Raw genomic sequence first — 14,066 nt, 5'->3', positions numbered from 1 at the left:
CTTTACACCGACGACTATTGACGACTTTCTTATGCTAACAACGAACAACATTTTTCGTGATAGTGAATGTCATATCCCTGCTCTTCGGCATAGCGAATCGTGTCTGGCAAGGGATAAGCGATGCTTTGGACGCCCACGTCCACCGCATAATATTCCATCTGTTTCTTTGTTGGACCAGCCGGTTTAGCACACCCTAAAGAAATGGGCGTATTAGGCATCATGATTCTGGCGCTGGCGAGCACCCGTCCAACATCCTCGCCTGAGGTCAGGGGAACTGTAGCCATATGGGTGCCTGGCAACGGCATTAAAGCCACAATCACCAGCTGCTCACAGCCCTCATCCCGAATCATTTCAAGAGCATGAAATTCCCCGCGCAACTGCCCAAAATGAAGACCGACAATGACATGGGGGATCGCCTTTAACCCTTCTTGGCGCAATATCGCTAAAGACTCGCGGTACGCTTCCGTGGTTTTATCGAGATGATAGACCTGTGCAATGGTCTCATCATCTCCAATAATATCCAAAAGAATCTGATCCACCCCAGCCTCTTTTAATGCCCGCGCTACGGATCTTTTGACGAGGCCCGTGTGCACCAGCACCGTTAATCCTTGCGATTTTAAGCGAGCAATGTCATCCACAAACCGTTCCAAAGGAACCGATCCATCATCTAAACATCCTCCACTCACCAAGACCCCTTCGGCTCCTTGCAGCAGCAGGTTGTCGGCCACCCTTTGAAACCGGGCGGGGCTATTGGCGACCGCCATCGTTTCCAGAACCTTTGTCCCGCAATGTTCACACATCAAGGCACAATGTTGCCCCGTCACGCTCAGCGTCATAAACGTTTTGCGCTGATTTTGGTAGATACCGGTGTCATAATGCTTTTGACTGGGAGCGGAGACAACCAGTGTTGGGAGAAAATGTTGCCGGGACAAACGCGCGGCTTCGTGAATTAACTCATCTAACGGTTCATTTTCCCAGTTCAGCGAAGTTCCCTCCCTCCCATGCTTCCACGCTCATACCTTCTTTTTCCTGGCTGAGTGTTTGAGCATCTTCTGCCAAATCTGCCCACAATTGCTGGCGAATATCTTCAATGTCTTGAGATGTCGGGGAAAAAGCAAAATTGCGGATTTTTTCACTGGGCCGGCCATTACCATAAGGACGGTTACATGCCGTTTCCCCATGTTCATCGGGACATCCTGAAGTCATAAAAGGACGGCCTGACTCAACAATTTTCTCTAACACTGAGGATTCTAGTCCAAAGTCGACGACCTGGCCCATGGCATTAAAGCGAAAATGATGGAGGTGAATGCCTAATTCATTAATTAAATATCGGCCCAACTGACAACGACGGTAATGCCCCATAGGCGGCTGAGGATGATCACCCAGTAACGTCGATGGCTCAGGATTAAAAGAAAATAGGTGCGTCACCACGTTCATATCTTGAGCTTTTTGACAAGCCTCCAACAACTCTTTTTCGGTTTCTCCCAGCCCTGCGACTAAATGAATGCCCACCGCTCCGGGTTCAAATACTTTAGTAGCCTCTTCAGTCACCCACCAAAAGTGATCCCAGCGGTGAGGTCCTTTCACCGGCCGTCCCCGGTGTTTTTCAAATAATTCCGGGGTCGCAGCATCAATGGCAATATCGACCCGGTCGGCACCGGCATCGCGAATTCTTTCGAGATCTGCGCGTTTTTTAATTAACGAAGCGGTGATTAATCCCGAAATTAATAACGGGGTCCGTTCATGAAATTGGCGAATAATTTGTATGGAATGATCTAAAGATTGGCGGTTGGCTAACATGCCCACGCATAACCGCCGCATTTGATGAGGGACCTGAATACTGCGTTCGATCAATTCTTCGACGGGAATAATCGGCCATTTAACCCGAATAAATGTGGTCTCTTCTCTGGGTACACGCCGTTCGCGAGACACTCCACAATACGAACAATTAGCCACACAGTTTTCTTTGTAGGTCATGAGAATATTGAGACCGCGTAACACCGTTTCTTCCCGGGCAAATTTTCCTTTTTCAAACCCTAATGTAATGGCGCCCGCCAACGACGTCATAACATATTCCGGGCTTTCCCGGTCATCGTCTTGCAGCGGGCGTAATTCAATCGATTCGGAAATTATTTTCTCCGGATTCATAACGATCCCTCCTGATTTTGGTCGCATAATGGAGATAAAACGGTTAACCAGTCGGTAACACTCACACCCATATAGTTGTACCCCTGGTGATAATGAGCATGGAGAATGGCCGATAATACCGACATCTGTAGCGGAGCATCCTTTAACGCAGCCTCTAAATCCAGTACCGCCCGCTCAGGATAAACAAAAAAGTCCCCAGTAATAAAAGCTTTTTTAATATGCTTGATATCCTGATCGGTCTGAATCAAACAACGAATCAATCCTCCCGGCGCCTTATGCGTTAGAGTATGGAGCGGATAATCAGCAAATTGGGGAACCTTCCGTAAATCTATCCATTTCTCTTGACGGTATGAAGGGGCAAGATGTTCCCACTTCCGTTGTTCTTCCTCCGTGAGTTCTGAACGAGTCAAATTGACATCCAATACCTTCATTAGTGCCTCTTCCACACTTCTTTTGACATCATTCATGGCGGGAACATAACCCAGTATCTCTCGCATGGTCACCAGACGTTTTTGAAAGGAATCAATCACCTTATCGGTCAGTTTCTCGATAGGAAGCCGTAATACCCGGATCATGGTCTCAACATTGAAATCGAGCAACAAGGTTCCTTGATAAATTACAGCGCCGTGATAATCTGCACCCCCTGTGCCTGAAATCTTACGCCCGTCTATCTCCACATCATTAACCGGGCGAAACTTGGCGGTAATGCCCCATGAACGTAAAGATTCAATAACCACTTGCGCCAGTTTGGGATACAATGTTTCAGGACGAATTCGCTTGCCTTCGTCAAATTTGACACATAATTCCCAACCCAACTGCTGTTCATCCATATAGATGGCACCGCCACCGGTTATGCGCCGGTTAATGTCCACACCCAATAATTGCGCCTCGTGACGGTTAATTTCCAAATCTATGGCCTGATGATAGCCCACTAACGCGGTATGCGGAGAAAATTCCATAAATCTCAGGGTATTCGGAACAATATCCTGTGCTCTAGCTTCAATGACGACTTTGTCGAGCGCCATTTGTTTCCATGCTGGCATCGGTCCCGGGTCCAATAATCGCCATTGTTCCATCAGCGTTCATCCAATTCATCCAGTAACTGCCGGTAATCGGTGTCGGTAAGCAAATCCTTTACCGCCTCATCGTTATTCTCGGCCCGTGCCTTAATGAGCCATCCCCGACCATATGGGTCTTGATTTAATAATTGCGGATTATCCCGTACCAAATCATTAGCGGCGATCACGACCCCATCGAACGGTGCATAAAGTTGTCCAACCCACTTACCCGATTCGAGACTGCCAAAGGGCTGTCCCTGTTCTAACACGGTTCCGGGTTCGGGCAAAGAAACATACAAAATGTCACCCGCCGTGTCTTGTGTGTAATCGGTAATCCCCATAGTCCACAACACATCATCTTTTTGTACCCACTGATGACGGGCATCATATAACCGGTCCGCTAATACTTTCCAGCGATGAATAGGTTCTGTAGCCATCCTCATTTCCTCCCCTTAATGTTTGAGGTTTAATCATGTCATCGGCCCTGAGACCAGGACCGTGATAATCAACCCAACTTATAAACTGGACCCAATGATTAATAGAACCTTTGAGGTTCATCAGAGTCCAAAAATTAAGACAACAACGAATCTTTAATCGGAACGTCCATTAACTCTAACAGAACATCACGAAACGGCCCTTGGGGAACTTCGGTAAAAAGAGATTCTGACGTTAAGGGCAAGGGTATATCAACGGGACTATTCCAGAGTGCCGTTAATAATTTCTTCTCCGTATCCACTTCGGCAATTACGTCAGGGAGACGACTTTGTCGCGGCTGTCTTAAATAAACGCCTTCGCGTACTTTCACTTGATGATAAGGGGGACGATAACCAGGAGCGTGTAACCACTGTGGTGTGATAAGTTGGGAACCGACCTCCTCAAGTACCGGTCGCCAACGTTCCCACGGAATATCTGTGATATGTGCATCCATATTGGCCGCAAAAGATTTGGCCAATAATGACATCACTTCCTCAGGTGTCCATAATCTCCCTCCCATCAAGTCTTCTAATGTCACCAAATGCCGGCTCATCGCATCCGCAAAGGCTTGCTTGAATTGGAGAGAGCCTTTGCGCACACGGGCCATCATTTGAAGGGAAAACCTCAACAACACATTGCCCACAATGACCACACTATCCTCGATTTGTCCGCCGGCATTGCCCGATATTTTGCGGTTCTGTACTAAGATGTCGGCTGGCGGCTTAAAATGTGCGGTAAATCCTAGATTCCTAAGACAGGCAATCACCGGAGTGAGGGCAAAGCGATACCACTGATCGGGAGTTTTTAAGCGGGGATGTTTCGAGGGATCGAGGATAATTTGAAAAAATACTTGGTGATTATCGAGATAAACGAGAGAGCCACCCACCCGTCGTCGCACAACAGGAACGGAAGCGCTTTCGTCGAAGTCATCCCAGTCTTGATGACAGCCAAGGGACACATAGGGCTCTTTAGGCCAACACAGAATAATGCCTTCCTCATGTAAAACGGGTAAACCATGATACAATGCTTGACTCATTAGCCAGTTCACATCGCCAGCCAGATACAGTGGCAGCATTCACTCACCCCGCTAATTGTCATTCAATTTATTGTATTCAAGTTTAAATTATATCACGAACATTTTATTAAATAACTTTCTTCGTAAATTATTTTTGCCTGTTACTCCTAGTCCTCTCGACAATATTTACTTTCCTCGAATCCCATATCGTTTTTCTTTAATGGCCGTCCTATGTACCGAGAAGTTCAAACCAAATCACATCATGGAGGTAAAATATCTATATTTCTTTGATCCCTTGCCTGACAACTTGTAAGCAAATCGCAAACTTTTTTCTAAGACCTTTCACACCGCCTTATGACAAAAAAGTCGCCCTTAAGGCGACAAGTTATGCGCTTCACTAAAAAATGTCATGCACACCTACTAATCGGATCGTGGATCATGTTATCAACAAAATACTCGACCCAAGCATTCTTTAGTCCTGATCACGTTCCTGGATGTGATCCATCAAGGAATCCGACCTTTAAGAATCTTAAGTCGAGTATCTCCCGCCGCTCTTACGGGTTGGTGCGAAAGGGCGTTTCTTCTCGAACCACTTCCGTGATGTGATTATTTTCATCGACAAAGACGACCGTCGGTTGATGAGATAATAATTCGCTGGCGTCATATAATCGAAATCCTAAGATAATCACCAAATCCCCGGGATGAAACAACCGGGCAGGCGGACCGTTAAGACAAATATCACCCCCATGCGGCGGGCCGGGAATAATATAGGTTTGCCACAATTCTCCATTCGACAAATTCGTGATTTGAACCATTTCGTAAGGCAAAAGACCCGTAGCATCTAGTAATTCCTGATCAATGGTAATCGAACCCACATAATTCAAATTGGCTTCCGTCACTCGAGCACGGTGAATCTTTGCTGCTAACATCCGATATTGCATCCCCATACTCCTTTCTCTTCATCTATCTTACCGTGAACCCGAGAAGGAAAAAAGTTGTCTCGCTTATCCTAAAACCTCGATAAGTCCTTGCGCGACGTAGCGCGCAATAGCTATTTGACTGTCCTCGGTTAATCCGGCAATATGCGGTGTACACCACACATTGTCTTGGTACAGTAATTTGTCGGAGGCTTGAGGCGGTTCCACTTCGCGAACGTCAAGAATCGCGCCACCGAGATGTTTCCGCGTCAATGCCGCCAATAACTGGGACTCATCAATTAATTCCCCACGGGCTGTATTGATCACCGTCGCGTGGTGGGGTAAGATTGCGAGCGTCTTTTCATTAAGCAGGTGAAAGGTCTTTGCTGTCAAAGGCACGTGCAAGCTCACCACATCCGCCCCGTCTAAAACCTCTTCTAGTGTTGAGGTTGCCCATTTTTGTGGAACTTGAGCAAAAGGATCGTATACTCTAAGGCGCATGTGAAACGCCTGCGCCCGTTGTGCCACCGCTTGACCTGTGGCCCCGTATCCTATTACCGCCAATGTTCTCCCACCGATTTCTAAACCAGACATGTCGCGTATCCACCCACCTTGACGGACCTGCTGCGTCAACAGCAATAAATGACGTTGAAAAGCAATCAGCATGCCCAGAACATATTCTGCCACAGAAATGGCATTGGCACCCCGGGGAACTATTAAATGAATTCCCTTAGGCGATAACAAATCGGTATGAATATTGTCAAGTCCGACGCCTAAACGCCCGATCACTTGCAAATGGGGCGCATGAGCCAAAAGTTCCGCATCCACTTGAGTTTTGTTGCGCACAATTAAACCACGCGCCCTGGATAACACGCTAAACAAGGCTTCCCTGTGGGCATAAAGATCGGGATCATAGTAAATCTCATATGATGACAGCATTTCTAACGCTACGGGATGTACCGATTCCGTTATCACGATCATTGTTGGCTTCTCCTTGTGTCTGTCGCACCTAAGACATGCTGTTCCTTTTAACAGATCTCATCATCTTTAAATATGAAACCTCTTGACACGACTTACGCATCCTCGGAAAAACGCTAATCTTGATTAAAAAGATTTATCCGCCTTAACGCCGGAAAGCTTTTTAAGTGTCTGTAATGGTCCTCGTTTCATCTCATTTTATTCTTCACGGGTGATCATGGTTTCCTCATGACCTGTAAAGATACGGTGCGTGAAGAAGTCTTACTAGGTGTACCTGACGCAACAGAAACGAAAGACCAGGATTAACACACTTCCGCTAATAAATTGTGGATTAACCATATCACGGTCAAAACATCGTGGGATTTTTACGGCCCATTATCATCATGTTACGGTTTTATCCGGGATTAATGATTTCCTGCCTGATGATTCTCGTTATTTTGCGTCAATCATGCAAGATAAAGGGTTTAATGGATAGCTGGTGATCATCACAGTCATTATAAATATGCAAAACAGCCGCATTCGGTAAATCGATCTGATGAATTTGATCTAAGGACCAACCTTGTAAATGGCATAAGAGACTCTTAATGGCAAGGCGATGGGATACGATAATGAAGTGGTCAAGACGCTCTTGGTATTCTTGAAAAGCTCCAACAATGCGGTATTGCAAATCTTTTAAACTTTCGCCGCCAGGAAATCTAAACGATGAAGGGGATCGTTGATATCGTTGCCATAAAGAGGTGTGACGTAAACGTTCTTTGGATAGTCCTTGCCACACGCCGACATGAATTTCCCGAAGTCTGGCATCTGGCTGAATTCGTTGGCCAGGAACCGCAAAGAGTTCTGCCGTATGTAACGCCCGTTTTAAATCACTGCTAAATATGGGCCATGATGGCAAGACCCCAGCCAATTTCATGGCTTGGATCATGCCGTTATCTGATAAGGGGGCATCAGCCCATCCTTGCAGCACATTTTTGCGATTAAGTACGGTCTCGGCATGCCGAATTACATAACATTCCATGCAGGGCGCCTCCTTCCAGATTTTTAAGTTTTTGCTACATTATCATGCCTTTACGCGGGTTTCAATAGAACCTCCAGGAATATGGTTTCGACTAAGACGCCATACGATAGCTTTAAAAAGCCATTCCATAAATCTTTTCCATTTTGTGTCACATAAGGAAATTGTTGAATAGTATGCCTGTGAAGTCGATCCACGACAGGAGGTGTTAGCAAGGTGAGCCACGCACATCATGATAGGGGTCGCCGGCATTTTCCGATCGGCTTGCTTTTGTTGCTATTGGTGTTGGAGGAACACCGTCATTCATCATACACGTCCTATTCTTGCTCGCGTATGATTGTTTAACTGACATTCTATGAGGAGGAGCCCATCATGAATCCATCCCAAAGTTGTTCATCGCATCATCATCACCATCATCGCCGTCATTTCCCGATTGATTTAGTCTTATTACTCTTATTGGTCGGAGAATTTCCTCGCAGCCGTAGTTCGCGTTCTTGCTCCTACTAAGACCAACTAAATATCCTGCGAAGAACCGATCATAACACGCCGGACCTTAGGACAATACCCTGAAAAGTCCTAGGGCGTCCTTAGGTCCGGATATCAGAGCACGTTTGAGTCCAATATCGACAAGACCGTTTATACGATATTAAGGAGGCATTGTAGGTGAATACATCTTGGGAAGAATTATTGCCGCTTTTATTATTAGGTCAACGGCGCGATTTATTGCCCCTGTTATTTTTATTGGGCGAACAAAATTCGTATGCGTCCAGTGAATCGGAAGACTCTAGTATTCCATCGAGTTTTGACGCCTATTTATCCTCTCTGGTTGGAGATTATGTTCGCGTGAGTCTTTCTTCAGCCGTTGATAACGCTTCGACTTTGGTAGGCAATCTATATCAGGTGGGCAGTGACTTTATTGTCATGCGGGACGTCATTGCGGGCAGCGTGAGCCTTGGATTCCGCGATCAAGTGATTATACCTATTTCCAACCTGGTAGGCATCGACCGCCTTCCCTTCTTCGATCGCATCCTACCTTTGATTGGACGCTTTTCTTCGGGCTCGTAATACCTTTCTCTGGGGAGCCGGCTAGGATCGTGAGAATTCATCCACAGGTTCTAGCTATCCCCCCAGGGATTACATCGCGCAAGAAATCCCGATCACTTAAATAAGTATTGGCGCAGCAGAGCTTGTAAATCGGGACGATCTTTCACGAGCTGCGACAAATTCGAGGCTGAAGGCTCTTTAGGCGGCAAAGGATCAGAATGTGCGTGCAACACATTTTCTAACTGTTCTAAGCTTTGAGCCAGCTGTACGAGTAATGCCGCGACGTCTCGCAATTGATGAATCAAAGAAGACGGATTCACAGGCGTATTTTTGTCCGGCTCCAATTTCTTAGAACTGCTATCCGGGGAATGAGTGGGTGGTGGCGATTTCACCGAGGCTTGGTCCTTGCTAGAGGAGTTTGAACCGGTAAGGTCATTGGAATCCACCGGGCGCTCCGTCGGTTTATCAACGCTCCCCATGTCCAATGACGACGTCCACCGGGCTTGTAAGGGACTGCGTTTTTCTCCTTGGGCATGATTCGCACCATAAGAGCCAGAACTTTTTTCCGGTTCCTCCCGACCTTTATCCATGATGTCATCAGTCCTTTCATATTTTCTTGATTATGTTAGCCCATGCTTTTATATGACTCTGGGCCAAAGGGGTATTGTCATGAGCGATTCGCATTATCCACTGGAAATTGTCAAAGCCGCCGCATTTATTCGTCCCCAGGGTTCCGGCGGATCCAAGCCTTTATTATTGCGGTTAGAAGATGGTCGTGTTGTGCATGTCAAATTCCAACATAACCCGCAAACGACACGCAGCTTATGCAGCGATTTAATCGGCACCCTGCTAGGCCAGGTCATTGGCGTTCCCGTTCCTGATGTGGTCTTGGTTGATGTGTCATGGTCTCAATTGAAGGAAATGCCGTATCTGACCAAGTATCGCTGGCAGCCCGGCTTACAGTTTGGCACACTTTATATTGCCGAAGCTCGTCCTATCAAAAGAACGGATAAGGTTCATGATCTATCAAATGGGTCCCAACTCCCGTTATGCGCGCTCTTTGAATCATGGCTCTTTAACCGCGACGTCAAATTTTCTCATATTTTACGCATTCCTCAAGGCACGTCTTCGAAATTCATGATTATTGATCATGGCTTCATCTTTCCTGGCGGTCCTTTGTGGTCAATGGAAAGTTTGCGGCGCTACCGGCGCCAATTTCCTTTACCCTCTCCCCTAACCGCTATTGCTCGGGACATTCCCTACCCATTGCGATTTGATTCCGCACTAGAAAAAATTCTTTCCCTCACGACATGGGATCTTAGAAATATTGTCAATAGTGTACCCAAACAGTGGGGGCTTTCCTCCGAACGCCAGGAAGCTATTGTGGAATTTCTGTCCTATCGGCAAAAGACATTGGAAAAAGTAGCTCATCATTTAGAGTGGCTGTGGAATCACAACAAACGCCTTAAAGACGTTATCCCCACCCAGGATGCTCGTTTAAAATTCCCTTCTGATTTGTCACACCAAGGGTTTGATAAAATTCCACCTAAAGACGGGGAGCAAAACGTAAACGTCAGTGCCAGCGGAAACGATGGGCCTTATGCTGGGATGGGTTATAGTGACAAGGTTTTGCCTGCTGCTGAGCTTAACAATGAAGACACAGCGCAAGAAGCCTTAGCCAGCACACCCGAGCGGGGGGTATCCAGTGACCATGGAGAACAAAACTCCGATTAAAATCACCCGGCTAGATATGATCCACCATACGCTAAGCATTGAGGCGCTACCTGTTGATTCGACCATCACCGAATATTTGAGCCGGTTTCCCTCATCCATGTGGCCTCATGTCATTTCGCTAGCTCTGTCCGCCGGGCTACAACTGCTAGAAAAATTGGAACCCGACCATATCAACCAGCTTAAAAAATATCAACAGTTTAAACATATCCGCCAAATCATCGGCGCACCCTCGCTCAATGCCATCAGTGATGATGACATCCATCTCATGCAAACCCTATTGACCCAAAAACTGAACGCCATATGGGAAAGCTGGCAACGCGACATGAATAGTCTTCTCGAAAACCATCTGAAATCATGGACCCACCAGCAAAAATCTGAACATTCCAAGTGATACCCATCGGCTCTCGGGTGTCACCACAGTCATTGACACACAAGCTGAAAACCTCTATCCTCGGTATATCAATATATGTTGATATACCGAGGGGGTTTATGATGGATATTCGGGACGTGGCAAAAATTAAGGCGGATAAGGATTCCGACAAGATAATTGTAGAATTGCCCGGAGTCACTAAAGAAGCGGTACAAAACCTGGTGAATGAATGTTCCGGCGGTTCCTGTTCATGTGGTGACGAAGAATTCCTCGCCAAAATTGATTCCTTTACCCTGCTCGAGGACGGGCAACACATCGAAATCCGTGGGCAAGTCTCGGCCGACGAGGTCGCCAAGACCCTAAAAGACTGGAAAAAAGACCTTTAATTTAGTAAAGCCATAGGGGAGTCCTCAGGCTCCCCTTTAACGTTCCGCTCTATAAGGAGTTAGGTGGTTAAGTACACAGGGACAAAGCCGTGAAGACTATTAATAAACCAGATCTGATCACACTGCGCAAGCTGTTCTCGATAAATATGCGCTTCTTTGATGATATGATGATCGAGCAACAAGGCACGGTAGGTCCCCGCCAATAATCCTGAGTCCTGAGCAGGCGTTAGGAGTTGACCGTGATATCGTACCACGATGTTTCCCCGTGTAAATTCCGTCACTTCCCCCGCTTCATTCCACAATACGTGATCAAAAAAAGACGAATGGAGGGGATGGACGCGGTTATAAAAGTCTCTTTGGGTCGTCTTGTGGAAAAATAATGGGTTGCTCGATAAGATAGGTTCTGCCGCCCATGTCACCTTTTGCACACCCAAAGGCACGCCGGTCCACGGTAGGACTTGATAGCTGATATGACCTGCGCGATCCACCATGAGGCGAACCCGCCACAGACCTTTTTGGTAAGTGTTCCGGATCTGGCCTAAGACGCGTTCAAATTCGCGGGGCTCAAAATCCATCTGATAAAAAGCAGCTGCCGCCTTAAGTCGCTCTAAATGATAGGGCAACAGCCAAAATGTCCCATAATCCAGTCTTATCGTTTCCAACAGGGAAAATTGTGGCTGTCGCACCGTCAGAAAACGGGCCTTGGTCAAAAGTTCCTCATACTCATCATCAGGCCGCGAATCCCAGGTAATACCCCCACCGGTCCCAAACGTCGCGCGGCCCTTGTGCTTATCAATCCAAACGGTGCGAATGGCCACATTAAAGGTAGCTTCCCCCGACGGGCTCACATAACCTAAAGAGCCACAGTAGATTTCACGAGGAGATGTTTCGAGTTGTTGGATGATTTTCATGCTGCTCAACTTCGGTGCACCTGTGATGGAACCCGAGGGAAAGAGCCCTCTTAGCACGTTAAGCCACGACACCGGTGAAGAAATCTTTGCCCCGACCTCCGATGTCAGCTGCCAGACGGTGGGATAGGCTTCCGCCTGACATAATGAACGAACTTGGACACTGCCAAGCTCAGCCATACGTCCCAAATCGTTTCGGAACAAATCCGTAATCATAATATTTTCCGCACGATTTTTCTTTGACTGCTCTAAGGCCCTTCTCACCTGCTGATCTTCAGCATAATAGCGGCCTCTCGGCGCGGTTCCCTTCATTGGCCGCGTGATGACATCATTATCTTTTAACGTAAAAAATAACTCGGGCGAAGCGGATAAGATGGCGTGATCGTTCCATTCTATATATCCACTATACGGCGCTTTTTGAGCGTCTCTCAAAGCCAGGTAATAAGGCCAAGGATGACCCCGAAAGGATGCATGAAGCCGCACGGTGTAATTAATTTGATAAGTCAAACCTTGTTTAATCGCCTCTTTCACCTGAGCAATTTTCTGCGTGTAAGAGGAGATATCCCCCGGGGCGTCCATAATCCACTCGCCCACCTGGTACTCCGCATAGTTATCCTGAACATCCCACATGTGAGTGGGTCCCTCAAAAATTCCAAATCCCAGTAATGGCAAAGAAACTTCAGGCGCTACCGCCGCAAAATAGGATGCATAGAACCCGTCATCAATGAGAGCATAAGCCGCTTCGTAACTTAAAAATCCGGCAATCCAATATCCCTTCAGACTCCATGACATAAGCGTTTCTAAGGCGGGCAGCACGTCTTGATATTGATTAACAAAAATCACCTCAACGGGTTTGGTAAATATCAAGGGTTTTTCCATCTCACCCGTAAAATCGAGCCGTACCCGCATCATCTTTCACCTAAAACCCAGCCGAAGCCTCCCATCTTTCAGGGTGGAGAGGGGCGCTGGATATTGGCCTTTCTTTATTTCTTATTGCCACCCATCAGGCACAGAACTCCATAGGCAGGCATCACGCTCACTTTAAACGACGGCGACCATCCGCTCAAGAGGCACCAGGGCCTTTTCTCGCGTCTCTGCCGGGACTTTGACCTCGTAACGACCATAACGCAGGGCATCGCGGATCTTTTCCAGCGAAATCATATTCATATACGGACAGGCCGCTTCATCATGAGCAGCAATAAACTCTTTGTCAGGATTTTCTTTGCGAAGGCGGTGAATGAGTCCCACTTCTGTCGCCACAATAAAGGTACGCGCTTTTGAATTTCGTGCATGCGAAAGCATTCCATCCGTCGACAATACCAAGCCATGCGCCTCTTTTGGCGGTATAGCCAAGGCCCTGGTGGTACATCCACACTCGGGATGAATTAAAAGTTCGGCACCGGGATTTTGATGCACTTTTTCCAACATCGTCTCATTTTCAATTGCTGCATGGACATGACATTCCCCGTGCCACAAATGAATATTTTTCCGTCCTGTCATGCGAATCACGTGAGAGCCAAGGAAAAAATCCGGCAAAAACAAAATGTCACGGTTTGGATCAATCGCTTGCACGACTTTCACAGCATTTGCCGAGGTACAGCAATAATCGGACAACGCTTTGATACGGGCGGAGGTATTAACATAGGAGACAACCACGGCATCCGGATATTCTTGTTTCCATGCCAGCAACTGCTCTTCAGTAATCGTGTCGGCTAAGGAGCATCCCGCCTCCTTGTCCGGAATAAGCACCGTTTTATCTGGACACAAAATCGATGCCGTTTCCGCCATAAAATAGACACCCGCCATAATCAAAACGTCCGCAGAACTCTTTTGCGCCCAGCGTGCCAAAGCTAATGAATCTCCTAAAAAGTCGGCAATGTCTTGTATCGGCCCGGGTTCATAATTATGAGCTAAAATCACCGCATTATGTTGCGCCTTCAAATTTTGGATTTCTTCAATAAGTGCATCCGTCAATGTATCTGCCATTATAACCTCCTATTTATCTATAGACCTTAAGTC

16 protein-coding genes are annotated in these 14,066 nt (G+C 46.9%); 5 read left to right on the top strand and 11 right to left on the bottom strand.

From position 1 onward, the window contains the following. Positions 1 to 29: 29 nt before the first annotated feature. The 8 genes from AOA63_RS14675 to AOA63_RS14640 all read right to left on the bottom strand — a co-directional run bounded on the left by AOA63_RS14675 (position 30) and on the right by AOA63_RS14640 (position 7,608). A complete protein-coding gene (locus AOA63_RS14675; RefSeq protein WP_171822733.1) occupies positions 30 to 932 on the bottom strand; it encodes a radical SAM protein in 903 nt (300 codons plus the stop codon). 34 nt (positions 933 to 966) lie between these two features. After that, entirely contained in the window at positions 967 to 2,148 is a 1,182-nt protein-coding gene (locus AOA63_RS14670; protein WP_053960407.1) for a radical SAM protein, read from the bottom strand. Next, a complete protein-coding gene (locus AOA63_RS14665) occupies positions 2,145 to 3,224 on the bottom strand; it encodes a lipoyl protein ligase domain-containing protein (protein ID WP_053960406.1) in 1,080 nt (359 codons plus the stop codon). The genes AOA63_RS14670 and AOA63_RS14665 overlap by 4 nt, the downstream gene beginning before the upstream one ends. Next, complete coding sequence (gene gcvH, locus AOA63_RS14660) at positions 3,224 to 3,643, bottom strand: glycine cleavage system protein GcvH (RefSeq protein WP_082344000.1); 420 nt, start codon at positions 3,641 to 3,643, stop codon at positions 3,224 to 3,226. The genes AOA63_RS14665 and gcvH overlap by 1 nt, the downstream gene beginning before the upstream one ends. A 134-nt stretch (positions 3,644 to 3,777) precedes the next feature. Next, the gene (locus tag AOA63_RS14655) at positions 3,778 to 4,755 is read right to left on the bottom strand and encodes a lipoate--protein ligase family protein (RefSeq protein ID WP_053960404.1); all 978 of its coding nucleotides are present in this window, start codon (positions 4,753 to 4,755) and stop codon (positions 3,778 to 3,780) included. Positions 4,756 to 5,249: 494 nt separating this feature from the next. Continuing rightward, positions 5,250 to 5,636, bottom strand: a complete 387-nt coding sequence (gene panD, locus AOA63_RS14650) for an aspartate 1-decarboxylase (RefSeq protein ID WP_053960403.1) — start codon at positions 5,634 to 5,636, stop codon at positions 5,250 to 5,252. Between the two features lie 63 nt (positions 5,637 to 5,699). Beyond that, positions 5,700 to 6,593 (bottom strand): hydroxyacid dehydrogenase, encoded by an 894-nt coding sequence (locus AOA63_RS14645; protein WP_053960402.1) that lies wholly within the window; start codon positions 6,591 to 6,593, stop codon positions 5,700 to 5,702. 439 nt (positions 6,594 to 7,032) lie between these two features. Continuing rightward, positions 7,033 to 7,608, bottom strand: a complete 576-nt coding sequence (locus AOA63_RS14640) for a histidine phosphatase family protein (RefSeq protein ID WP_053960401.1) — start codon at positions 7,606 to 7,608, stop codon at positions 7,033 to 7,035. A gap of 369 nt (positions 7,609 to 7,977) precedes the next feature. On the opposite strand from AOA63_RS14640, the gene AOA63_RS20400 reads away from it, so the two are divergent. Together AOA63_RS20400 and AOA63_RS14635 are read left to right on the top strand one after the other, a co-directional pair. Continuing rightward, entirely contained in the window at positions 7,978 to 8,112 is a 135-nt protein-coding gene (locus tag AOA63_RS20400; protein ID WP_020375972.1) for a hypothetical protein, read from the top strand. Positions 8,113 to 8,268: 156 nt separating this feature from the next. Further along, a complete protein-coding gene (locus AOA63_RS14635) occupies positions 8,269 to 8,670 on the top strand; it encodes a hypothetical protein (RefSeq protein ID WP_053960400.1) in 402 nt (133 codons plus the stop codon). A 92-nt stretch (positions 8,671 to 8,762) separates the two neighbouring features. Here AOA63_RS14635 and AOA63_RS14630 read toward each other — a convergent pair whose 3' ends face one another. Further along, entirely contained in the window at positions 8,763 to 9,239 is a 477-nt protein-coding gene (locus tag AOA63_RS14630; RefSeq protein ID WP_053960399.1) for a hypothetical protein, read from the bottom strand. Between the two features lie 79 nt (positions 9,240 to 9,318). Between AOA63_RS14630 and AOA63_RS14625 the strand changes: the two genes are divergently transcribed. From AOA63_RS14625 to AOA63_RS14615, 3 genes are all read left to right on the top strand, one after another. Further along, positions 9,319 to 10,383, top strand: a complete 1,065-nt coding sequence (locus AOA63_RS14625) for a HipA family kinase (RefSeq protein ID WP_053960398.1) — start codon at positions 9,319 to 9,321, stop codon at positions 10,381 to 10,383. Beyond that, positions 10,361 to 10,774: a hypothetical protein gene (locus AOA63_RS14620; RefSeq protein WP_053960397.1), complete on the top strand. Its 414-nt coding sequence runs from the start codon at positions 10,361 to 10,363 to the stop codon at positions 10,772 to 10,774. Before AOA63_RS14625 ends, AOA63_RS14620 begins: the two co-directional genes overlap by 23 nt. Positions 10,775 to 10,872: 98 nt before the next feature. Next, positions 10,873 to 11,139, top strand: a complete 267-nt coding sequence (locus tag AOA63_RS14615) for a hypothetical protein (RefSeq protein ID WP_139061627.1) — start codon at positions 10,873 to 10,875, stop codon at positions 11,137 to 11,139. Positions 11,140 to 11,198: 59 nt separating this feature from the next. Here AOA63_RS14615 and pabB read toward each other — a convergent pair whose 3' ends face one another. Together pabB and nadA are read right to left on the bottom strand one after the other, a co-directional pair. After that, positions 11,199 to 12,959, bottom strand: a complete 1,761-nt coding sequence (gene pabB, locus AOA63_RS14610; RefSeq protein WP_053960395.1) for an aminodeoxychorismate synthase component I — start codon at positions 12,957 to 12,959, stop codon at positions 11,199 to 11,201. Between the two features lie 129 nt (positions 12,960 to 13,088). Next, positions 13,089 to 14,033 (bottom strand): quinolinate synthase NadA, encoded by a 945-nt coding sequence (gene nadA / locus AOA63_RS14605; RefSeq protein ID WP_053960394.1) that lies wholly within the window; start codon positions 14,031 to 14,033, stop codon positions 13,089 to 13,091. Positions 14,034 to 14,066 lie beyond the last annotated feature (33 nt).

This window comes from Sulfobacillus thermosulfidooxidans (assembly GCF_001280565.1).
In the GTDB taxonomy this organism is placed as follows: domain Bacteria; phylum Bacillota; class Sulfobacillia; order Sulfobacillales; family Sulfobacillaceae; genus Sulfobacillus; species Sulfobacillus thermosulfidooxidans_A.
This window is presented reverse-complemented; position numbering and strand designations above follow the sequence as displayed.